Source organism: Paenibacillus sp. HJGM_3 (assembly GCF_045062745.1).
Classification (GTDB): domain Bacteria; phylum Bacillota; class Bacilli; order Paenibacillales; family NBRC-103111; genus Paenibacillus_AA.
Map to the genome: position 1 here is coordinate 251,269 of NZ_JBJGED010000003.1, position 22,721 is coordinate 273,989.

Consider the following 22,721-nt stretch of genomic DNA (forward strand, 5'->3'; position numbering starts at 1 on the left):
GCTAAGCAATCCATTATTCGAGGAGGCTATGGGAATGAGGGAAGAGACGGACAACCGGACGATGAGCCGGAGGAAGCTGCTGAAGTCGATGGGGGCGGCCGGCGCCGCGGCGGTCATGTTCGGCACGATGATGAACGTCGTGAACGGCAAAGACGGAGCATCCGTGACGGATTCCGTATACGGCAAGGACGGGAAGACGAAGCCCAAGGATATCGCCGACCTCGCCTTCGTCGTCTCTACGACGATGGAGGAGCTGCGGGCGATGACCGACCCGAGCACAGACTACGCTTACCTGGTGACGAACCCCGGCCAGGAAGGGCACTTCGTCTATGATCCGGCGGACACGGCCTCGGCCGACGATACCGGGCTCGTCGTCGTGTCGGCGAGCGGGGCGAGGTTCAAGCGGCTGCTGGAGACGCCGTACTTGAATGTGAAGTGGTTCGGCGCGAAGGGCGACGGCGTCACAGACGACATGGCCGCCATCCAGCGGACGCTCGATGCCGCGTCGGCGCGGGGCGGAGGTACGGCGTTTCTCCCGAACGGGACTTACATCGTATCGCCTTCCGGATCGACTCGGATCTCATTGCGCAACAACGTCAACATCCTCGGAGAAGGCACCAGCACCGTGATCAAGGTGAAGGACAACGCCGGCGACTACGGCATGGTGTTCGGCGCCAGCTCCGCGACGCCGCTCCGGGACGTTCGCATCTCCCATCTGCGTGTCGACCAGAACCCGAAGAACAACCTGACATGCAACATCGATTTGTCCAGGACGGACTCGTACTATTGGCAGTTCGTAATCGGCCTCTACAACTACGAGAACATTGTCATCGACAACTGTACGTTTGACCCTACCTGCGGCATCAACACGATTACCTTGAACAAAAACACGGCGAAAAACGCCATCATCACGAACTGCCGCTTTAATTTCGTCCGCGCGAAGGGCGATCCTGACTACGACAACTCGGCCATCTATGTGAACGGGCGCAGCCACACGGTATCGAACTGCCTGTTCTACGCCGAGCCGAGTCAGAAGGCGAGGGGCGCGATCGAGACCCATGCGGGCACGAGCGTCATCTCAGGTAACGTCAGCGACGGCTACTACACCGGCATCAACCTGCAGGCAAGCGAATCGAGCGGCGCATACTGCGACATGACGGTCACGAACAATACGATCAGCAACGCCAATCAAGGCATCCAGTTATGGCCCCGGCTGCAATATGGCCTCAAGAATGTGGTGATTTCGAACAATACGATCCATTTGAGCAACACAGTGCACCTGCGTTCGCTCACGACCGGCATCTCGACCGCCAGCGGCTCCGTGGACGTAGGGCCCTACGAGAACATTACGATTACGGGCAACACGATCGTGTTCGAGGAGGAGTTCACCCGCCGATCCTCATTGAACGACGGTGCCTTCGGCATCAGCTTGTTCCGCAACTGCGACTGCACGAATGTCGTCATCAGCGACAATCTCATCCGCAATGCGCCGGTTACAGGTATTCGGGTGGGCAGCGGGACCAAGGTGGGCGTGTCGACGAACATCAAGATTACGGGCAATATGATCGTCAACGCCGGGCATTACCCGGCCTCGTCCGAGCTGTACCGCGCGGGCATCCTGCTGCGGTCGACGGTGAACGGGGCGGACATCTCCGGCAATTACATCTCGGATACGTACGACCAGGCGAAGGGCTTGTTCTCGATCCGGGTCAACGACTTCGACGGGACGTTCACGAACGTCTCGGTGAAGAACAACCTGATCACCACGAAGCAGGGCGGCCTCTGGTTCAGCGTAAGCCCGTCGGTCCAGACGGATGGGCCGCCGGCCAAGACCGTGGCCTCGTTCCCGCCGGCCTCCGGCACCTACATTCAGGGCGAGATCGTGCTCGTCACCGGCCTGAGCGTCGACGCCGGCAAGACGCCCGCCGGCTTCAAGGTTACGGCCACGGGGACCGCTGGGACACTGACCGGCGTGACCGGGACGGGTGCCGTCGGGACGCCGTATCTCGTCGTGAACGACGTGTCGCAGCTGCAGCCGGAGCAATGGATCCGCATCGAGCAGGGCAATCAGCTCCGGCGGGTCGTCCGTATTTCGGGTCATGAGGTGAGATTGAACGCGAACTTGACGGCGACCGTGGCATCGAGTCCCGTCACATTCGCCGCCCCGTCCTATATGGCCTTCGGCAGCATAGGCAAGCTGCCTGCCGTAGTCGATACGAGCGGGTCTACCTTAGCGGAGCTGGAAACCGAGATCAACCGGGTGAAACAGACTCTGCGCGACTATGGCATCCTAAGCTAGTCGCAGCCTGGAAAAAGTGCAAAAAAACCGAATAAAGATTCTATGATTCCATTATTCGAGGAGGCTATAGGAATGAGGGAAGAGACGGACAGCCGGACGATGAGCCGGAGGAAGCTGCTGAAGTCGATGGGGGCGGCCGGTGCGGCGGCGGTCATGTTCGGCACGATGATGAGCGTCGCGAACGGCAAGGACGGCGCATCCGTGACGGATTCCGTATACGGCAAAGACGGGAAGACGAAACCCAAGGATATCGCCGACCTCGCCTTCGTCGTCTCAACGACGATCGAAGAGCTGCGGGCGATGACCGCCCCGAGCGCGGATTACGCGTATCTGGTCACGAACCCGGGCCAGGAAGGGCACTTCGTCTACGATCCGGCAGATGCGGCTTCAGCTGACAATATCGGCCTTGTCGTCGTGTCGGCGAGCGGGGCGAGGTTCAAGCGGCTGCTGGAGACGCCCTACTTGAATGTGAAGTGGTTCGGCGCCAAGGGCGACGGCGTCACGGACGACATGGCGGCGATCCAGCGGACGCTCGATGCCGCGTCTGAACAGGGCGGCGGCACGGCGTTCATCCCGAACGGGACATACATCGTATCGCCTTCCGGACAGAACCGTATTTTTCTGCGCAACAACGTCAACATCCTCGGAGAAGGTACCAGCACCGTGATCAAGGTGAAGGACAACGCCGGCGACTACGGTATGGTGTTCGGCGCCAGCTCTGCGACACCGCTCCGGGACGTACGGATCTCCCATCTGCGCGTTGATCAGAACCCGGCGAACAACCTGACGTGCAACATCGATTCGTCGAGAACGGATTCGTATTACTGGCAGTTCGTGATCGCGCTGTACAATTACGAGAACATCGTCATCGACAACGTGACGTTTGACCCTACTTGTGGCAAAAATACGATTACCCTTAACAAAATCACAGCGAAGAACGCCATCATCACGAACTGCCGCTTCAATTTCGTTCGCGCAAAGGGTGACCCCGATTACGACAACTCGGCCATCTACTTGAACGGGCGCAGCCACACCGTATCGAACTGCCTGTTCTGCGCGGAGCCGAGTCAAAAGGCGAGAGGCGCGATCGAGACGCACGCGGGGACGAGCGTGATCTCCAATAACATCAGCGACGGCTATTACACCGGCATCAACCTTCAAGCGAGCGAATCGAGCGGCGAGCATTGCGACATGACGGTCACGAACAATACGATCAGCAACGCCAACCAAGGGATCCAGTTCGGCCCCCGGCTCCAGCACGGCATCAAGAATGTGGTGATCTCGAACAACACGATCCATTTGATCAACACCGTACACCTGCGTTCGCTCACGACCGGCATCTCGACCGCCGGCAGCTCCGTCGACATCGGCCCCCATGAGAACATTACGATTACGGGCAACACGATCGTGTTCGAGGAGGAGTTCACCCGCCGCTCGCCGTTGAACGAAGGAGCGTACGGCATCAGCTTATACCGGAACTGCGACTATACGAATGTCGTCATCAGCGACAATCTCATCCGCAATGCGCCGGTGACCGGCATTCGGGTAGGCAGTACGACCAAGGTGGGGGTATCGACGAACATCAAGATCAGCGGCAACATGATCGTCAACGCCGGGCATTACCCGGCCTCGTCCGAGCTGTACCGAGCTGGCATCCTGCTGCGGTCGACGGTGAACGGGGCGGACATCTCCGGCAATTACATCTCCGATACGTACGACGAGGCGAAGGGCTTGTTCTCGATCCGGGTCAACGACTTCGACGGGACGTTCACGAACGTCTCGGTGAAGAACAACCTGATTACCACGAAGCAGGGCGGCCTCTGGTTCAGCGTAAGCCCGTCGGTCCAGACGGATGCGCCGCCGGCCAAGACGGTGGCGTCGTTCCCGCCTACCTCCGGCACGTACGTTCAAGGCGAGATCGTGCTCGTCACGGGCCTGAGCGTCGACGCAGGCAAGACACCGGCCGGCTTCAAGGTCACGGCCACGGGGACGGCCGGCACTCTGACCGGCGTGACCGGGACGGGCACGGTGGGGACGCCGTATCTCGTCGTGAACGACGTGTCCCAGCTGCAGCCGGAGCAATGGATCCGCATCGAGCAGGGCAATCAGCTCCGGCGGATCGTACGCATCTCGGGCAACCAGCTGCGGCTGAACGCGAACTTGACGGCGGCGGCCTCTTCGAGCCCCGTGTCCTTCGCCGCCCCGGGCTACATGGCCTTCGGCAGCATAGGCAAGCTCCCGGCCGTTCCCGACACAAGCGGCTCCACGTTAGAGCAGCTGGAGATGGAAGTGAACCAGCTGAAGCAGACGATGCGCAACTACGGCATGATCAGTTGATGCGCATCGGGCAGAACCAAATGAAAAAACCTCCGAATCCCCTTCGGAGGTTTTTCACCGCATGAACTAGATCGAAGCCGTGGAGCTTCCCGCCCGACCGGCGACAGCTGCGAGCCGGATCACCTTCGGCATCAGCGAGAGGCCGATGACCAGGAACACGACGCCGAGAGCGGTGCCGAAGAACGAGTACTGGTACGGCGTCAAATTCGGGAACAGCACCGTCATCACGATATCGCCCTCGTACATCGGAATGCCGAACCGGTCGAGGATGACGTAGACGAGCGGCGTGAACAGCATCGCGAATCCGCAGATGACGAACGTGACGACGACCACGAATTGCAGGATGCTGATCGGCAGCTTGACCAGATTGTACAGCACCGGCCGATAGTAGCTTTTCTCTAGGAAAATGCGACGCAGCGCGATCCTTTGGGGGGACTGGAAGTCTACGTGAGAACCGTCCCGATAACGGACGAGCTGAGCGACCATCCACTGATCGAATACATACAGGCGATCGGCGGCGGCGAGCCCGAACCAGTAAATGAAAAATCCAATGCCGAGCGGCATAAGTCCGATGCCCAGGGCGAGCAAAGTGACGGTTACGACGAAGCTGAATATCGCGAGCGGCATCGAGACGAGCAGATATGCCGTTCTGGAGCCGAAGAGCCGGATGAAATCCGGAACGCGGCTGCTTGGGGCTGTCGTGTCGGCAGCAACCATAGTGTAATTCCTCCATGTCCTTAAGTATATCTTTATAATACGACCCCGCATGCCGCGTGTAAACCGACCGCAGCACGGAGCGGTTCCCCGACCTGAGTCCAGGTTCGACCGGCATAAAATACAAGCAAACGGCCATAAAATGAAGCACGGCAGTCGGCTTCGCCTAATTTTTCAACATGAATGGTTTAAAAGTGGTTTCAATCGCACTTACGGAGTGTAAGAAGCATTTATAAACGTTCTTTATGGATCACCGGGCCGTTTACGAGCCGTGAACGGAGTTTACGCCGACCTCCGCGATTTGACTGACTTTTCTGCCAGCATGTATAATGAGGTTCAAAGGCTGAGCTCCGTCCAGATTCCGGTCTGTCGAGCCCTACCATTTTCATTTAAAGGAGGTGTACCTATCCGCCTCAACGAGGCGATAGGGAGTATTTGGATAGTGACCCGTTACCCGGTTTGTTAGTGATCAAGGCAGTGTTAGTCGTGGTGCTTTTGCTGTTAAACGCCTTTTTCGTCGCCGCTGAATTCGCGATGATCAAAGTTCGCGGCAGTCGAATTGAAGCGCTTGCACAAGAAGGCAACATTCGAGCGAAATACGCTAACAAAGTGCTCGGCAATTTGAATGCCTACTTATCCGCCTGTCAGCTAGGCATTACGCTGGCTTCGCTTGTACTGGGTTGGTTGGGCGAGCCGCTGATCGCTGCACTGATCGGTCCCCCCATGGAGAAACTGGGGTTGCCGGAAACCGTCATTCATACGATCTCATTCATCATTTCGTTCACGCTCATGACTTCCCTGCATATTACGATCGGCGAGCAATATCCGAAGACGTACGCCATCCGCAAGTCCGAGCAAGTCACATTGTTTGGCGCGATTCCTCTCGTCTTTTTCTACAAGCTCATGTATCCGCTTATCTGGTCGCTGAACGGCGCGTCCAACTGGATGCTGCGCAAGTCGGGGATCGAGCCGGATGAAGGCCATGAATCGGTGCACACGGAAGAAGAAATCCGCCTACTGATGAAAGAAAGCCACAAAAGCGGCTATATCGACAACACGGAGCTCGCGCTTGTCGACAATATCTTTGAATTCTCTGAAACCAGTGCCCGAGAAATCATGATTCCGCGGACCGAAATGGTTTGTCTGTATGCGGATTTTCCGTTTGAAGCGAATCGAGAGATCGCCATTACCGAAATGCATACGCGCTACCCGGTATGTGACCCGGACAAAGATAATATCATTGGTTTTATTCATATAAAGGATCTGCTCAAGACGAACGACCAGCTGGACGACATCAAGCAAATCATGCGCCCGATGCTGAACGTACCGGATTCGATGTCCATCAGCTCTCTGCTGAAGACGATGCAGAAGAAACGGACCGCCATGGCGCTTCTGATCGACGAATACGGCGGTACGTCCGGTCTCGTGACTCTGGAGGACATTCTCGAAGAGATCGTGGGCGAGATTCACGACGAATTCGACAATGAACGGCCGAAGGTGGAGAAGCGCGACGAGATGACGTTCTCGGTCGACGGGATGCTCCTCATCGAGGAGTTCAACGATATGTTCGGCACGGAGATCGAGACGGACAATTACGATACGATCGGCGGTTGGGTGTACTCCCAGATCGAGATGCCGCCGACGAAGAATCAGAAGGTGCCGTACGAGCAAATTATGTTCACGGTCGATGAAGTGGATCACATGCGCATCTCGCGTCTCATCGTGCGCAAGCTGCCGGACGCGGAGAAGGTCGCCGAGCAGCAAGTGTCGTAATAAGGAATGGAACAGGCCCATCGGGGTGCAACGTCCCGATGGGCCTTTTGCGTGCCTTACAGCTCCAGGATCTCGCGCAGATCCTCCTCGGACAACGCGCCGAAGCCCTCGTCGCCCGGCTGAATCACTTGATCGAACAAATCCTTCTTCTTCTGCTGGAGCTCGTGCATTTTCTCCTCGACCGTCCCTTGGGCGATCAGCCGGATCACCTGTACCACGTTCGTCTGCCCGATCCGGTGCGCCCGGTCGATCGCTTGTTGCTCGACCGCCGGGTTCCACCACAGGTCGTAGAGGATGACCGTATCCGCTCCGGGAAGGTTGAGGCCGGTGCCGCCCGCCTTGAGCGAGATCAGGAACAGCTCCTGCTCGCCTTCGTTGAACCGGCGGCACAGCTCGACCCGCTCGGCCGCCGGCGTCGACCCGTCGAGGTAAAAGTACGACTCCCCGCGCGCTTCCAGCTCCCGGCGGATCAGGCTCAGCATGCTCGTGAACTGGGAGAAGAGCAGGATGCGCCTGCCGCTCGCGAGCGCTTCCTCGAGCAGCTCCATCAGCTGCTCCAGCTTGGCCGACCCGCCCTTGTAATCCTCGAGGAAGAGCGAGGGGTGGCAGCACAGCTGCCGCAGGCGGGTGAGTCCGGCCAAGATGCGGAGCCGGCTCTTCTGGAACCCTTCCCGGCTCAGCTGCACGGCCGTTTCCTTCTTCAGCTTGGCCAAGTACGTCTTGTACAGCTGCTTCTGCTCCTCATGCAGCTCGGACGCCTGCAGCGTCTCGATCTTGTCCGGCAGCTCCTTCAGTACGTCCTGCTTCATGCGGCGCAGGAGGAAGGGGCGGATGCGTCGGGCAACCTCGTCGCGCGACATATCCTGGAACGAACGGCGCCCCTCGAACAGCTCGGGGAAGATCGCATCGTAGATCGACCACAGCTCGTCCAGCGAATTCTCGACCGGGGTGCCCGTCAGGCCGAAGCGGTGCACGGCGTCGATCTCCTTCACGGTCTGGGCGGTGAGGGTCGCGTGGTTCTTAAACGCCTGGGCTTCGTCCAGAATCAGCGTGTGGAATCTCGTGCCGCGGTACAACTCCATATCCCGCCGGAGCAGAGGGTAGGAGGTGATCCACACATCGGTCCCTGCCAGCGTCTGCAGAAGCTCCGTTCGCTCCCGCTTCGCGCCGGCGATCACTTCCGCCCGAAGAGACGGGGCGAAGCGGGCGATCTCGTTCTTCCAATTGTAGATCAGGGAAGCTGGACAGACGATGAGCGCCGGCGTGCCGTCGGTCCGGATGCGGTCGAGCTCGGACACCAAGTAGACGATCGCTTGGAGCGTCTTGCCGAGCCCCATGTCATCGGCGAGAATGCCGCTGAACCCGTAATGTGCCAGCGTCTTCATCCATTGATAGCCGTACGTCTGATAGTCCCGCAGAATGGCTGCTTGCTCAGCCGGTACGGGGAATTCGAGAGCATCGGGATTGCGCAGATGGTTCAGCAGCTGCCGGAACGGTTTACCTAGCCTGAGCTTCAGGTTGCGAAGATCATCCGCGCTAGAGAGCAGCGGCAGCCCGCGGGCGAGAGACACCTGGAGCTGACTGCCGCCGATCAGAGACTTGCGGAGATTCAGCTCTCGCATGACGCGCTCCAGCTCGCGGAACGCTTCGTCCTCCAGCGAGAAGAACGCGCCGCTCTTCAGCCGCACGTAGCGCCGCTTCTCGAAGACGTTCTGCAGGACACGGCGGACGTCCTCTTCGCCGAATCCGGGCAGCTCGAACTTCACTTCCAGCCACTGGGTTTTGTCCGGCCAATCGACTGAGATCTTCGGCGTCGTGACGATCCTGGAGACGATCGGCTTGAACTGCGAGGTGGCATACACCTGCATCCGCTTCTCCAGCTGCGGGAGTGTGAAATACAAGAATTCGAAGACGGCGTCCTCTCCTTCCAGCCAGAGCCGGCCCTCGTCGCGCTGAAACCCGGCTGCAATCAGCGCGTCCAGAATTTGAGCCTCCTGCTCGGCATCCCGAAGGATGAACCGGTTCGCGGAGCCGGTGTACGTATCCGGTTCCGGCTCCAGCGGATCGAACGAGACGTCGTCATATACGTACTCCAGTCCGGCAATGATCGTATCGTCCATCCGGTCTAGATACAGCTTCGCGCGCAGGGGAACGTCTATGACACGCTCCGTAATGTTCCTCGCCATCGAGACGGCGGCGATCGTCCTCAGCCCCCGCAGCATCCGGTTCATCACCGGCTCCAGCTCGTCGGAGGAGCACCGGATCTGTTTGGGGTGGGTGCGGTCGAGACTCGTCTTGAGCTCCCGCAGGCGGCTCAGTTGAGCGGGCTTCAGCCTGTACAGCTTGCCGTCGAACAGCGCGTACCCATACTTGTCCAGCACTTCGATCTGATCCAGATTGTGAAAGTCCAGCTGGTAGTAAGCGCTCGTCGGCTTCGTCAGCTCGACCTGGAGCGGAGGCTCGCCCTGCACGATATCCAGCGTGGGATGCGCATGCAGACCGTACTCGAACGTCATGCTCACATCTTCGTTCCACAGTGGAATCAGCTTGTCCCAAATATGGGGAGGCAGGTAGAGGGAGCGGTCTTGAATCAGCTGGTAGCCGTACGGCTTGCCGAAGGCTTGCCGGTATTCGTCTTCTTGCCGAATCGCCTCCATGAGCACCTGAATGACGGTCCAATCCGACGGTCGAAACGTATGCTTGGACGGTTCGTACGCAAAGTTTTTGGTGAAGGGATACGTCCTCCGTGACTCGATGGCCCGCAAAAAATCGTGAATCCGTTGCACTACATAGGGCCGGTTCGGTCCCGCCTTCATCTCCAGGGAGATCCAGCCTTGATTGGCATACGTGCGAGCTTGGCAAATAAATTCGACCTTGAGGGATTCCTTGCGAGACGGTTCGCCCTGGTGGAAGAAATAGGCCTCTCTTTCCGAGGCGGAAGGAGGGCTGTTGAAGATAGCCATTACCTGATCGGCTGTATAGGGGTCCCATGGGGGAAGCTTGTCCATGATGAGCGGTCACCTCGTAAAGCGTTCTGCCATTCATTATACCACTTTTGCTGTGCTATAATGGTCCCATTACCGGAATGGGCGAGGGAGAGAGGAACGATGAGTCAGCGGTTGATGAAATGGGACGGACACACGCATACGAAATTTTGCAAGCATGGACACCCCGATGAGCTGCACCTGTACTTGGATCGGGCGATCGAGCAAGGATTCACGCGCTACAGCGTAACGGAGCATCCGCCTCTGCCGGACCGATGGGTCGATGACGAGGTGCTCATGGCGGAGTTGGCCATGGAGGCGAGCGAGCTGCCGGCGTATATCGATTACGTACTGGAGCACAAGAAGCGCTATGAAGGCCGACTGGACGTGCGGCTGGGTCTGGAGCTGGATTATCTCGACGGGGCGGTTTCGTTCACCCGGGACTTCCTGGCGCCGTGGCTGCCGCAGCTGGAAGACTTGATCGTCTCGGTGCATTATTTGCCGGGGAAAGGCGGCATGCGCTGCATCGATTACAAGCCTTCGGATTTTGAGACGAATCTGCTCGCCTACTACGGCACGATGGAGCGGGTGGTGGACGAGTATTACAACCATGTGGAACGGGCGATTCAGTTCGCGGCGGGCTTGCCGGGGGACCGGCGGATCGGGCATATCAATTTGATCGAAAAGTTCAGGCATGTGCTGCCGGCCATGGACGAAGCTCAGATCCGCGAGCGGCTGACACGGATCCTGCCGATGCTGGCGAAGACCGGCGTTGGTCTGGATATCAATGCGGCCGGGCTCCGGGTGGCGACATGCGGGAAGGTGTACGTGCCGGATTGGTTCCTGCTGCAAGCATTGGAGGCCGGCGTGCCGTGCGTCTTTGGATCGGATGCGCATAAATCCGAGCATGCCGGTGCCGGCTGGGATATCGTGAGCCAGGCTGCGGCCGGTGCCCGCTGAGGTCAGGTTCCGATCAGCGGTCTAGCGTTCGTGTCGGTACCGGTGCGGACTGAGGCCGACATGCTTCTTGAATGCCTGACAGAAGTAGGAGAAGTTCGACAAGCCGACCGCTTCGCCGATGGCCCGGACCGGCTGGTCGGTCGTACGGAGCAGCCAGCACGACTGACGGATGCGGCGAGCCGTGATGTACTCTGTAATGCTGCTGCCGACCGACCTGCGAAAGAGGGCGGAGACGTGGTTCGGGGTCAGATGCACGTGCTGGGCGAGCCGATCCAGTTCGAACGGCTCGCCATAATGGGCTTCGATCCACTCCATGATCGCTTCCGCGGTCGACGAGGCGCGAGGCCGGCTCGGTCCCCCGATCTCGGTGGAATCGAACGGCCAACTCGTGCGAAGCCGCTGGATCAGCGACATGAGGAACAAGAGCTGATCTTCGAGCAAGGACTCGGACATGCTCGTTTGCAGGCTCTCCGCATGGAGTCGAAACCATGCTTCCATCTCGACCCTGCCCGGCCCCATGAGAACAGGGGATGCGGCAGGGTCTTTCCATAGCATGCGGAAGAAAGCGAGCAGGTTCGCGAACGGCTGCAGCACCGCCTCCAGCACGCTCGGCTCGAAGACGAACAGGGTGCGGACATATGGATGAGAGCTCATGTCCGTCATCTTGACCCGGTGCAGCTGGTACGGGCGGAAGAGGAACATCGTGCCGGGGCCCAGCTCGAAAATTTGTCGTTCCACTACGACGTGTCCGTGTCCTTCATGCACATACAAGATCTCCATGCCTTGATGGGCATGGTAAATTTCCGCGAACTCGTGCGTCCGGTCTTTGCGGAACGACAGTTGAACGGGATGTTGGTTCAAGTTCATGTAATTCATCAGCTTCATCATTTCGTTCTTCGTTGCCCCTTTCGTTAACGGGTGACCAACGGCTTCAATCATAAACTAACAACATTTTATCATAAGCGCACACAACATTCGCCCTTTCGCCTCTGCTACGATTAATGGAGTTAAGAAATGTAGAAAATAGAGGATCGAGAGGGACAACATATGCGCAAAGAACGGTTGATCGACCATTGGGAGCACTATACGGGCAGCTTGGGCGGCGTGTGGGAAGTATGGCGGGCGGACAAGCTGAACAATCATTACAACGTGCCATGGCTGCCGGTTCAGCTGCCTCACACATACAACGGACTCGATGTGATGGACCCGGACCGGAAGTATTATCAAGGCCCCAGCTGGTACCGCACTCGGCTTCGCTATGACAATCCGTATGTCGAGGGGCGCACCCTGCTGCACTTCGAAGGCGCGGGCCAGCGAACGAGCGTGTTCGTGTACACGCAGCAGGTCGGCGAGCACCTCGGCGGCTACGATGAGTTCACCGTCGATATTACGGAGGCGGCCGCAGCCGCTGCGCGGATCGAGCGGTACTCAGGGGCCGTGCCTATCGCGATTCAGTGCGACAACAGCCGGGAGCTGGAGACGATTCCGTCGGACGCTAGTGACTTCAACCTTTACGGCGGCCTCTATCGGTATGTGAACTTGGTGCATGTCCCGGCGATTTCCTGGAAGACGGTGCATGTAGAGCCTGTCTTGCAGCAGGAGGGGACGTGTACGGTCAAAGTGCGGGGGACGCTGTACAATCCGCTCGATAAGCAGGGGCGGCTCCAAATTCGCATTAGCATCAAGGATGCCGAAGGGAAGCTGGTCCAGGAGCAGACGGTCGATTCGGCTCCTTGGGATGGGGCTTGCGAGCTCGCGCGAGTCGAAGTGGACGCCCCTCGGTTGTGGTCCCCCGCGTCCCCGTACCTGTATCGGTGCGAGGTGATTTTGTCGAGCGAGTACGGGGAGACGCGGGAGGAGACGGCGTTCGGCGTGCGGACGTTCGAATTCGTCCCGAACGGCCCGTTCCTGCTGAACGGCGAACGCTTGCTGCTTCGCGGTACGCATCGGCATGAGGATCATGCGGAAGTCGGCGCTGCGATGACCGAGGCGATGATCCGGCAAGAGATGCGGCTGATCAAGGAGATGGGCGCGAACTTCATCCGGCTCGGCCATTACCAGCAATCCCGGATCGTACTGGACTGCTGTGATGAGCTGGGGCTCCTCGTCTGGGAAGAGATCCCGTGGTGCCGCGGCGGATTGGGGGGAGACGCCTACCGTCGGATGTGCCGGGACATGCTGAGCGCGATGATCGAGCAGCATTACAACCATCCTTCCGTCATCCTGTGGGGACTGGGCAATGAGAATGACTGGGAGTGCGACTTCGACCATTTCGACCAGCAGGAGATCCGGGCGTTCATGAAGGAGCTTCACGATATGTCCCACGCGCTCGATCCGAACCGGCTCACGGCGATCCGGCGCTGTGAATTTTGCAAAGATATCGTTGACGTGTATTCGCCTTCCATTTGGGCCGGATGGTACCGGGGGATCTACACGGACTATGAGGCCAGCAGCCGGCAGGCGTTCGAGAACGTGCGCTCCTTTTTCCATATGGAGTGGGGGGCGGATAACTTGGCGGGCCGGCATGTGGAGAAGACATTCACCGGATTCGAGTTCATTCCCCGCACCGAGGGGGCGACCGACGAGCGGGACGGCGACTACTTGCTGACCGGCGGTGAGGCGCGGGTGTCCCGGGACGGGGATTGGTCGGAGACGTACTTCTGCGAAATGATCGACTGGTACTTGAAAGCGCAGGAGCAGATGGAATGGCTGACCGGGGCGGCGCAATGGGCGTTCAAAGATTTCGCGACCCCCGTGAGGCCGGATTCGCCGATTCCTTACTTGAATATGAAGGGTATCGTGGAGCGGGATTTTACGAAAAAGGAAGCCTACTATGTGTTCCAGTCGTACTGGTCGGAGCAGCCGATGATCCGGGTGTACGGCCATACGATGCCGATTCGCTGGGGGGGCGACGGGGAGACGAAGCAAATTCGCGTCTACTCCAACTGTGAAGAGGTGGAGCTGTTCCTGAATGGGGTCAGCCTGGGTGCGAAGAAGCGGGACTCTCAGAACTTCCCTTGCGCGGGACTGCGCTGGGATACGCCGCTCGTCCGAGGGCACAATCACGTGCGGGCCGTCGGACTCAAGGACGGGGTGGTTGTCGAGGATTCAGTCGGCTTCCTCTACCAGACGGAGACATGGGGGGCGCCGGTCCGGCTTCGGCTGCAAGCCGAGCCGCAGGCGGACGGGCGCGTCTACGTGGAGGCGCAGGCGCTCGACGCAGCCGGGGTTCCCTGCCTGGACGCAGTCCGCTTCCTGCGGTTCGGCATCAGCGGGGACGGCCGATTGCTCGATAACCTCGGTACCGTGCGCGGCTCCCGCCTGATCCAGCTGGCCAATGGACGCGCGGGCATTTTCTTCGATCCGGCCGGGGCGCTGCCTGCGTCGATTACCGAGTCCGGCTTCTTCTCCGCCGGCGGGCCTGCTTCGGCCACCGAGGCTTCGCGGGCAACCGACGCCTCCAGCCGAGGAGGCGTGTCGGTCATCAGCGTGAAGTGCGAAGGCTTGCCGACCGCGTTTTTGGCTTGGGGGGATCGGTAACGCTAGGGCTGAGCTTCCGCCAATTTGCGGTCCGTCGTCTCGGCGAGCCGGGTGAGCCCTTGCTCGAGATCGAAGTCTCCCAGAGCGAGGCGTGTGAATTCATTCGTCATATAGTCGTTCGAGAGGGTATTCCACTGCGGGACCTTCAAGTACACGCTGGGCTCCGCGTACTTCAGCTCGTTCATCCATACGGAGACGAACGGATCCTGATCCGCTCGCAGCGCTTTCGCTACGACCAGGGAGACGCTGGCCTGCAAAGCGAACGCTTGGCGGGACACCTCCGTATCGTCCATCGTAAGGGACCGGATGTACTCCCAGGCTAACTCCGGCGACCGGGACGTGGAGGAAATGCCGATAAAGCCCAGATTCCCGAGATTGCTGACCCGCCTGCCGTCCTTGAAATGCGGCAGCCCGACAATGCCGATCTGTGGACCGGCTTGCGGATCGTTCCTCAACGCTTCAAACGCGCTGACGCCCTGAATAAGCATCCCGGTTGATTTCCCTAGCGTACTGACCTGATAAGCAGCCTGGGGAGCGGACAGAGGGGGTGTGATCTTCTGAACGACGGACAAATCCTTGATCCACTGCATCGACTCGACTACAGGCTTACCGTTCAGGAAACCGTTCGCGGTCTTAGCGTCGGTCGAGTATAAGCTCCCGCCCTTGCTCATCGCCATCGCCTCGATAATGCTATAATGGGGACCGATCACCGCCCCCGAGATCGCAGGGTCATCCATCGTGGGGGCATGGGCGGCCTTGAGCTTTTTGGCCGTTTCGGCAAAATCCTCCCATGTCCAATTGTCCTTCGGATACGCAAGGTTCGCCCGATCGAACCACGTTTTGCTGTAACCAACGACAACGTAAGGCGCAGCGGCTACAGGAATTCCATACAGCTTCGAACCCGAAGCGAGCCATCGGGTCAACGATTCGGGATAATAGTCGTTCAAGTTCATGCCGGCGTTTTTCGCGAGCGGGGTCAAGTCCATCAGCAACCCTTTGGATCGGTAATCCGTCCAAGAGGCGTATGACTGAACCACCACGTCAGGCTTCAGCTCCGTTACCTTCCGGTCATAATCTTGTAGAGGGACCCGGACGAAACGAACCGCCTTCGATTGGTACTGCGATTCGAACCACGTCTTCGATTGATCCAACCAGGCGGTGATTTGTTGGCCTGCGGGGTTATTCGTTGTTTCGGCAAGAAGTACCGTGATCTCTTGCGGCTGCCTCTTGATCTCGGGCTCGGCTTCACAGCCGATGGCCAGAAGTAGAATAGAGGTCATACACCATCCAACGATTCGCTTCATTCCAACTTTCCCACCTTTTTCTAGTCTATAGTTCTAGGATAGGGGGATTCTCGGACGAAGGATAGCCGCCTGTTTGTTCGAAATGGTGTTGATTTGTTGTGTTACAGCAAAGCTTCCATCTTCGCCAGCAGCCGGTTCAGATCGACCGGCTTGGTATCGTAGTCGTCGCAGCCGGCTTCGAGCGCCTTCTCGCGATCGCTGCTCATCGCATGCGCGGTCAGGGCGATTACGGGGATGCGCTGGGTCTCCGGAGCCGTCTTCAATTGCCGGGTGGCGGACCAGCCGTCCAGAACCGGAAGGCTCATGTCCATCAGGATCAGATCCGGCAGCAGCTCCGTTGCGAGACGAATCCCTTCCTCGCCGTCTGAGGCGATGGAGATTTCGTAACCTTTGCGCTGCAAGCGGCGCGAGAGCATGTCGCGATTCATTTCGTTGTCTTCCACGATGAGTACTTTAGCCATGCGTATCTACTCCTTCCGAATTCGATCGGCCTGCTGCCTTGATCACCCGCTGAACCTCCTGCAGCAAATCGCGCGTAGACGCCTGCCCCTTCTGCAGGATGTTGGCCACCCGTCCGTTCAAGCGGGACCGGTCTTCGCTAGTAATCGTCTTGGCGGTCACGACAACGACAGGTACGGCCTGCCATTCCGAATGCCGCCGCAGCTCCGCGACGAAGTCGAAGCCATCCATCTCCGGCATCATCAAGTCGAGCAGAATCACCTCGGGCACGGAGACGGCGAGCTGCTCCAAGGCGATGCGGCCATTGCCGGCCCGTGTGACCGCATAGCCCTCCCGGTTCAGCATCTTCGTGATCATCTCGGAGGTCGGCACGTCGTCCTCGATGACCAGCACGCGGCTCGCATCCTTGTCCTTCACATATTGATGGATGACGGAGAGGAGCCGGTCCCGCTGAATGGGCTTGACCAAGTACTCCGCGGCGCCCAAGGCGTACCCGAGCTGGCGGTCGTCGGTGATCGACAGCAGGATGACCGGGATGGCCGCCACCTCGGGGTCGGGCTCCTTCTTCAGCGCGGCGAGCACGGACCAGCCGTCCATCCCGGGCATCAGAACGTCCAGGAGGATGGCGTCCGGCTTGTGCTCACGGGCCAAGTCCAAGCCGTCCTTACCGTTCAGTGCGAGGAGGACGGAGATCCGCTCGCGCTGGAGCTGGCGCTGCAGCAGCTTCAGCATATCCATGTCGTCGTCGATCAGCAGCACCGTGAACCGGGGCTCGCCCCCGGCGAGAGGGTCGTTCTCGAGTTCCAAGGAGGCCTCAGCGCTGCTCTCGACGATCTCCATGTTCGGCAGCCAGACGGTGAATGTACTGCCGACGCCTTGCTCGCTCTCGACCTGGATATAGCCGCCGAGCATGGCCGCGAACCGCTGGCTAATGGCGAGACCGAGCCCGGTGCCTCCATACTTGCGCGTCGTGGAAGGATCGGCCTGGGTGAACGCCAGGAACAGCTTGTCCACCTGCTCCGGCGTCAGGCCGATTCCGGTGTCGGTCACCCGGAACCGGTACCCCGCCTTGTCCCATTCCGAAACGGACTCGATCTCCAGCCGGATGACGCCGTTCTCCGTGAACTTGGAGGCGTTGCTGAGCAAGTTCAGGACGATCTGGCGCAGCTTCGTCACATCGGTGCGGAAAAAACCGGGCACTCCGCGGATCTCCAACCGATTGCCGTTTTTGGGCATCAGGGGCTCCACGGTAGCGGCGACATCGCGGATGAACCCGTCGAGCTCGCACACTTCGAGGAAGAGGTCCATTTTGCCCGCTTCGATTTTGGACAAATCCAGAATATCGTTAATCAGGGTAAGCAGATGCTTGCCGGACGTATGAATTTTCTTGAGATCCTCGGCGAAGGCGGGCTCCCCCAAATCTTGGGCTTCTTCCTCCAGCATCTCGCTATAGCCGATAATCGCGTTCAGCGGGGTGCGCAGCTCATGGCTCATGTTGGCGAGGAATTGGCTCTTGATTTGGTTCGCTCCGATCGCCTCATCCCGGGCCCGGATCAAATCCGCCGTCCGTTCCTTGATCAGCTCCTCCAGATGATTGTTCACGTTCTTCAATTCCAGATTGGCGGAATACAGCTCACGCGTCTTCTGCTCGGCGATGGTCTCGGCGGCTTGGCGCGCCCGTTTCTCCCGCTCCAGCTGACGCTGCAGCAAAGCAATTTGGTCTTCCATACAATTACCCCAGCTCCTGTAAGGTCATGGTGAATCGGGTGGCTGCCCCTTGCTCGTCGGTCGAATCCTCGCGTTCCATACGAACCGGCTCGCCGAAATGCAGAATCGCTCCCGCAATCAAGCCTTCCGCGAGATCGGCGAAAGGGCGGGAGGACCGGTACGTCATCACGAGCATACTCGGAGACGGAGAGGCGTAGGTGAAGGCCGGCAGCTCCGCATCCGGGTACAGCTTGCGCACCTCGACATGGATATACGAGTCCACGCGGTGCAGGAAATCGAACAGCGACTGACGGGTGTCCACCATCTGCGGATGGCCGGCGGCCAGCCGGACGAATAAGTATTCGCCGAAGGACCGGACGAGGTCGGGGACGGCCATGCCGGTTTCCCGGCTGAGCTGAACGACAAGTTGGATGAACTCTTCGTGCGAATACGTGCCTAGCGAAGTATAAGCCCCTCCGGAAGGGAGATTAGCGGCTTCGATCATGCTATCGACCATCTCCAGCGAGAACCGCTCCTCCACCATCTCCAAAAAAGTAGTAAACACCATCCCCTTCATACGCTAGACTCCTCTTTTTGGGGTAAAATAATAGAGAGGAAGGCATCGGTGACCGCCGGATCAAAATGCTTGCCCCGCTGGCGATGAATTTCGGCCATCACCTGGTCGGGAGGCCAGGCGGCCTTGTACGGCCGTTCATGGCTGAGCGCGTCATAGAAATCCGCAATCGCCACAATCCGCGCCGCGAGCGGAATCTCATCCCCACAGAGCTGCCTTGGGTAGCCGGTACCGTCCCATTTCTCATGGTGGCAGACGGCGATCTCGGCGGCGGTGCGCAGGATGGGGAAGGACGCATCGCCGATAATGCCGGAGCCGATCGTCGTGTGGGTTTTCATTCGTTCGAACTCTTCTTCCGTGAACTTGCCCGGCTTGAGCAGGATCGAGTCGGGAATGCCGATCTTGCCGATATCGTGCAGCGTGGCGGCATACTCGATCTCCTGCGCCAGCTCGTCGGACAAGCCGAGCGCCCGCGCGGTCCGGCCGGACAGCCGGCCGACCCGGTGCGTATGCTCGCCGGTCTCGTCGTCCCGGAATTCCGCCGAACGTGCCAGAATGCGGAGAATCTCGTATTGAGCGGCTTCCAGCTCGGCTGTACGTTCCGCTACTTTGCGCTCCAAGTGCTGGTTATGCTCCTGCAGCTGGAGGTGGAGGAAGCGGGTCTTGAGCAAATTGCGGATCCGCAGGACGACTTCGCCCCGATCGAACGGTTTGGTCAAAAAATCGTGAGCGCCTTCGCTGAGCGCCCGCTGCTTCGCTTCCGGGGTGACATCCGCCGTCAGGACGAGCACCGGCAAATAATCGTCCTCTTGTGCCTCCTCGCGGATTTGGGCCAGGGCGGCGAAGCCGTCGAGAACCGGCATATGCAGGTCGAGCAGCACAATGTCAGGCTTCAGCTCGCGGAAAATCGACATGAATTGGGTAGGGTCGGTCGTACTCGTCATGTTCCCGAACCCGGCACGGCGCAAAATCCGCTCGAGCAGCTCGATATTATACGATTGATCGTCCATAATGAAGACGGATGCTTGGCCTAGCCATGTTTGTTCCATTAGCAACCCCTCAGAATAGTTCTAGATGCCTAGAAAATAGTTCTTATTTACAATATTTCAACAGAGACGCTGGGTTTTCCTTCCTCTACGGGATCGCGTTTGCAGGAATTGGAATGGGAAGGGGAGTGCTTTTTTGGGCCATGATATTTACACTTGTGTGGGGTTTCGTATAAGCTTAACAATAATAAGATCGGATCCTTAGATGAAAAAAGGTAGTGGTGTCAAGTGTTAAACGGGGGACTTGTGGCCTTAAGAGCCAGTTTGGATCAATTGAAGCCATCGGAACGCAAGGTGGCCGAGTATATTCTGGAGAACCCGAAGGAAATCGTCAAATATTCGGTGCAAAAGCTGGCGGAGCTGAGCGGCGTGTCGGAAGCGACCATTGTGCGGCTGTCCAAGACGCTCAATATGACCGGCTATCAAGACTTGAAGCTGCGCGTCGCCGGCGACCTGACCTCGAATGTGCCGACCGGGACGTATGAAGAGATCAAGATGGGCGGCTCGATCGAATCGATCATGCAGGCGGTGAGCAACAACAACAAGCAGTCGATTCAGGACACGCTCTCCGTGCTTTCGGATACGGAGGTCGAGCGGGCCGCCATCGCACTCTCGGCCGCGCGCAAAATCGATATTTATGGAGTGGGGGCTTCCGCCGTCATCGCCGCCGACGTCTACCAGAAGTTCAGCCGAATCAATTGGTGGTGCCAAGCGTATACGGATTTTCACGCGCAATTGACGTCGGCCGGGAGCTTGACGAAGAAGGATGTGGCGTTCGGCATCTCCTACTCGGGTCAGACCGAGGACATCATCAATTCGCTGAGCGAGGCGAAGAAGCAGGGCGCGACGATCATCACGCTGACGAAATTCGGGACGTCGCCGGTAGCGGAGCTGGGCGATATCCGGCTGTTCACGAGCAGCGTGGAGCAGAGCATCCGCAGCGGGGCGATGGCATCCCGGATCGCACAGCTGAACGTTGTGGACATCCTGTTCATCACGATCGCGAGCCGTCAGCAGGACAAGGTTATCCCGCTCTTGGAGAAGACTCGGATCGCAGTTAGCCGCACGAAGCGGACTTAGAAGGCGAGAGTTTGGAATGTTGCATAAGATGCAGTATGATTCAAGGCCAAAGTGTTGCGCGAATAGCAGCATTTTGGCTCTTTTTGCCCATTGCTCGAGTAAGCGCGACCACAAGAGGGAAAACCTCCCCCTCATTAGCCGCCAACTGGCCCGTTTACTTGTAGAACAGGGAAAACCTCCCTCTCTTCGGTCGAAATCCGCTGGATTCGAGCATGTAGCCGAAAAAAAGAGGGAGGTTTTCCCCAACACAACCGAAAAGCGGGCCATTCGGCCGGAAAGAGAGGGAGCTTTTCCCTCTCCGATCCGACTCCGCCCCGCTTCCGCGCCTGGAAGAGCCAACACCTGCACTTTCTTGATCGACTCGAGCAGCTCCTTCGCTGGCTGTACAGTAACTCCGGGTGTGGTTTCTTTGTGGGAACGGGGCGGGTGTGGTATAGTTTGTAAGATAATGAGCAGGAAAGAGATGGTGGCCATATGGCGACGAACTTTGTACAATTGGGGATTCGGAAGGAGCTGCAGCAGAAGCTGAAGGAAGTCGGGGTAAGCGAACCGACGCCGGTGCAGGCTCAAGCGATCCCTCCATTATTAGAAGGAAAAGACGTAATCGCGCAGGCACAGACGGGGACAGGGAAGACGCTCGCGTTCCTGCTGCCGATGCTGGAGATTCTCGATCCGACGCGTCCGTTCCTGCAGGGGCTGATCATTACGCCGACGCGGGAGCTGGCGCTCCAAATCTACAAGGAGCTCACTCGGCTCGCCGATGTGGTGGGCCTCAGCGTGTTGGCGGCTTACGGAGGCCAGGATCTCGACCGGCAAATAAAAAAGCTGGAGGGCGACACCCATCTCGTCGTAGGGACGCCGGGCCGGCTGCTCGATCATGTACGGCGCGGGACGCTCGTGCTCTCCGGGGTGAAGATGCTCGTCTTGGATGAAGCGGATGAGATCATGCGCATGGGCTTCCTGGACGACACGGAGGCGCTGCTCGCCGACATGTCGCAGAAGCGGCAGACGATGCTGTTCTCGGCCACGATGCCGCAGCAGGTCCGGGCGCTCGCGACCCGCTATATGAGCCATCCGGCTGAGGTGAAAATTCAGAGCAAGCATATCACTCTGGACGAGATCCATCAGTCGATCGTGGAGACGACCGATGCGGACAAGCCGGACACGCTGCTGAAGCTGCTGGAGCTGCACAAGCCCTACCTCGCAATCGCCTTCTGCAGGACCAAGAAGGGCGCCGCGTTTTTGAACAAGAAGCTGCAGGAGGCCGGTGTCGACTCGGACGAGCTGCACGGCGATCTGTCGCAGGCGAAGCGCGAGCTCGTGCTGCGGCGCTTCCGCGATGCGAAGCTGCAGGTACTGGTGGCGACGGATGTGGCGGCCCGGGGACTCGACATTGAGGGCGTCACCCATGTGTACAATTATGACTTTCCGAACGACAAGGAAAGCTACATCCATCGGATCGGCCGGACGGGCCGGGCGGGCGAGACCGGCGTCGCGATCCTGTTCGTGACGCAGCGCGACCGCATCTCGCTGCAGCAGCTGGAGCGCGGCATCGGCAAGACGCTCGAGCGCCGCACGGCCGAGGGCGCACTGCTCGCGAGCGGCACGAAACGCGCTGCCGCCGCGAAGCCGGCGGGCCGCGGCGCCCGCAGCGCCGGGCGGGACGCGTCCGCGTCCGCGGGCGCGGGCCAGCCGCGCAGCGGCCGCCGCGGGGCCGCGCGTGCCGGCGCGCCGGACGAGCGCCGGCGCGGCACGCGCGACGCCGCTCGCGGCGAAGCGCGCGGCCCGCGCCCCGGCGCGGCAGGCGCCGCCCGCGGCGAAGCGCGCGGCTCGCGCCCCGGCGCGGCAGGCGCCGCCCGCGGCGAAGCGCGCGGCCCGCGCTCCGGCGGGCGGGGCCCCGCACGCGGGCGCTGACGCCCGCCTCAAGAAGCAGCCCGGGCTACG

General features: G+C 59.4%; 15 protein-coding genes. 7 read left to right on the forward strand and 8 right to left on the reverse strand.

The genetic code is table 11. From position 1 onward, the window contains the following. Nucleotides 1-34: 34 nt before the first annotated feature. The gene (locus ACI5FR_RS05185) at nt 35-2,299 is read left to right on the forward strand and encodes a glycosyl hydrolase family 28-related protein (protein WP_405451226.1); all 2,265 of its coding nucleotides are present in this window, start codon (nt 35-37) and stop codon (nt 2,297-2,299) included. Nucleotides 2,300-2,371: 72 nt separating this feature from the next. Beyond that, on the forward strand, nt 2,372-4,636 hold the full coding sequence (locus ACI5FR_RS05190; protein WP_405451229.1) for a glycosyl hydrolase family 28-related protein: 2,265 nt from the start codon (nt 2,372-2,374) through the stop codon (nt 4,634-4,636). Nucleotides 4,637-4,702: 66 nt separating this feature from the next. Here ACI5FR_RS05190 and ACI5FR_RS05195 read toward each other — a convergent pair whose 3' ends face one another. Next, complete coding sequence (locus ACI5FR_RS05195) at nt 4,703-5,353, reverse strand: sensor domain-containing protein (protein ID WP_405451232.1); 651 nt, start codon at nt 5,351-5,353, stop codon at nt 4,703-4,705. A 432-nt stretch (nt 5,354-5,785) separates the two neighbouring features. On the opposite strand from ACI5FR_RS05195, the gene ACI5FR_RS05200 reads away from it, so the two are divergent. Next, nucleotides 5,786-7,123: a hemolysin family protein gene (locus ACI5FR_RS05200; RefSeq protein WP_405451235.1), complete on the forward strand. Its 1,338-nt coding sequence runs from the start codon at nt 5,786-5,788 to the stop codon at nt 7,121-7,123. Between the two features lie 56 nt (nt 7,124-7,179). Here the strand turns inward: ACI5FR_RS05200 and ACI5FR_RS05205 are convergent, their stop codons facing one another. Beyond that, on the reverse strand, nt 7,180-10,131 hold the full coding sequence (locus ACI5FR_RS05205; protein WP_405451237.1) for a DEAD/DEAH box helicase: 2,952 nt from the start codon (nt 10,129-10,131) through the stop codon (nt 7,180-7,182). Between the two features lie 99 nt (nt 10,132-10,230). On the opposite strand from ACI5FR_RS05205, the gene hisJ reads away from it, so the two are divergent. Further along, nucleotides 10,231-11,067 (forward strand): histidinol-phosphatase HisJ, encoded by an 837-nt coding sequence (gene hisJ, locus ACI5FR_RS05210; protein WP_405451239.1) that lies wholly within the window; start codon nt 10,231-10,233, stop codon nt 11,065-11,067. Nucleotides 11,068-11,088: 21 nt separating this feature from the next. Here hisJ and ACI5FR_RS05215 read toward each other — a convergent pair whose 3' ends face one another. After that, complete coding sequence (locus ACI5FR_RS05215; RefSeq protein WP_405451242.1) at nt 11,089-12,006, reverse strand: helix-turn-helix domain-containing protein; 918 nt, start codon at nt 12,004-12,006, stop codon at nt 11,089-11,091. A 108-nt stretch (nt 12,007-12,114) separates the two neighbouring features. On the opposite strand from ACI5FR_RS05215, the gene ACI5FR_RS05220 reads away from it, so the two are divergent. Further along, entirely contained in the window at nt 12,115-14,607 is a 2,493-nt protein-coding gene (locus tag ACI5FR_RS05220; protein ID WP_405451245.1) for a glycoside hydrolase family 2 TIM barrel-domain containing protein, read from the forward strand. Between the two features lie 2 nt (nt 14,608-14,609). Here the strand turns inward: ACI5FR_RS05220 and ACI5FR_RS05225 are convergent, their stop codons facing one another. From ACI5FR_RS05225 to ACI5FR_RS05245, 5 genes are all read right to left on the reverse strand, one after another. Next, nucleotides 14,610-15,911, reverse strand: a complete 1,302-nt coding sequence (locus tag ACI5FR_RS05225; RefSeq protein WP_405451247.1) for an ABC transporter substrate-binding protein — start codon at nt 15,909-15,911, stop codon at nt 14,610-14,612. 101 nt (nt 15,912-16,012) lie between these two features. Continuing rightward, complete coding sequence (locus ACI5FR_RS05230) at nt 16,013-16,372, reverse strand: response regulator (protein ID WP_405451249.1); 360 nt, start codon at nt 16,370-16,372, stop codon at nt 16,013-16,015. Continuing rightward, nucleotides 16,365-18,098, reverse strand: coding sequence for a hybrid sensor histidine kinase/response regulator (locus ACI5FR_RS05235; RefSeq protein WP_405451252.1), 1,734 nt, complete (start codon nt 18,096-18,098; stop codon nt 16,365-16,367). The genes ACI5FR_RS05230 and ACI5FR_RS05235 overlap by 8 nt, the downstream gene beginning before the upstream one ends. Before the next feature lie 4 nt (nt 18,099-18,102). Next, on the reverse strand, nt 18,103-18,654 hold the full coding sequence (locus ACI5FR_RS05240) for a heme NO-binding domain-containing protein (RefSeq protein WP_405451255.1): 552 nt from the start codon (nt 18,652-18,654) through the stop codon (nt 18,103-18,105). Then, a complete protein-coding gene (locus ACI5FR_RS05245; RefSeq protein WP_405451261.1) occupies nt 18,651-19,700 on the reverse strand; it encodes an HD domain-containing phosphohydrolase in 1,050 nt (349 codons plus the stop codon). Before ACI5FR_RS05245 ends, ACI5FR_RS05240 begins: the two co-directional genes overlap by 4 nt. Nucleotides 19,701-19,943: 243 nt before the next feature. On the opposite strand from ACI5FR_RS05245, the gene ACI5FR_RS05250 reads away from it, so the two are divergent. Together ACI5FR_RS05250 and ACI5FR_RS05255 are read left to right on the forward strand one after the other, a co-directional pair. Beyond that, entirely contained in the window at nt 19,944-20,777 is an 834-nt protein-coding gene (locus ACI5FR_RS05250; RefSeq protein ID WP_483875159.1) for a MurR/RpiR family transcriptional regulator, read from the forward strand. 474 nt (nt 20,778-21,251) lie between these two features. Then, nucleotides 21,252-22,691, forward strand: coding sequence for a DEAD/DEAH box helicase (locus ACI5FR_RS05255; protein WP_405451270.1), 1,440 nt, complete (start codon nt 21,252-21,254; stop codon nt 22,689-22,691). Nucleotides 22,692-22,721 lie beyond the last annotated feature (30 nt).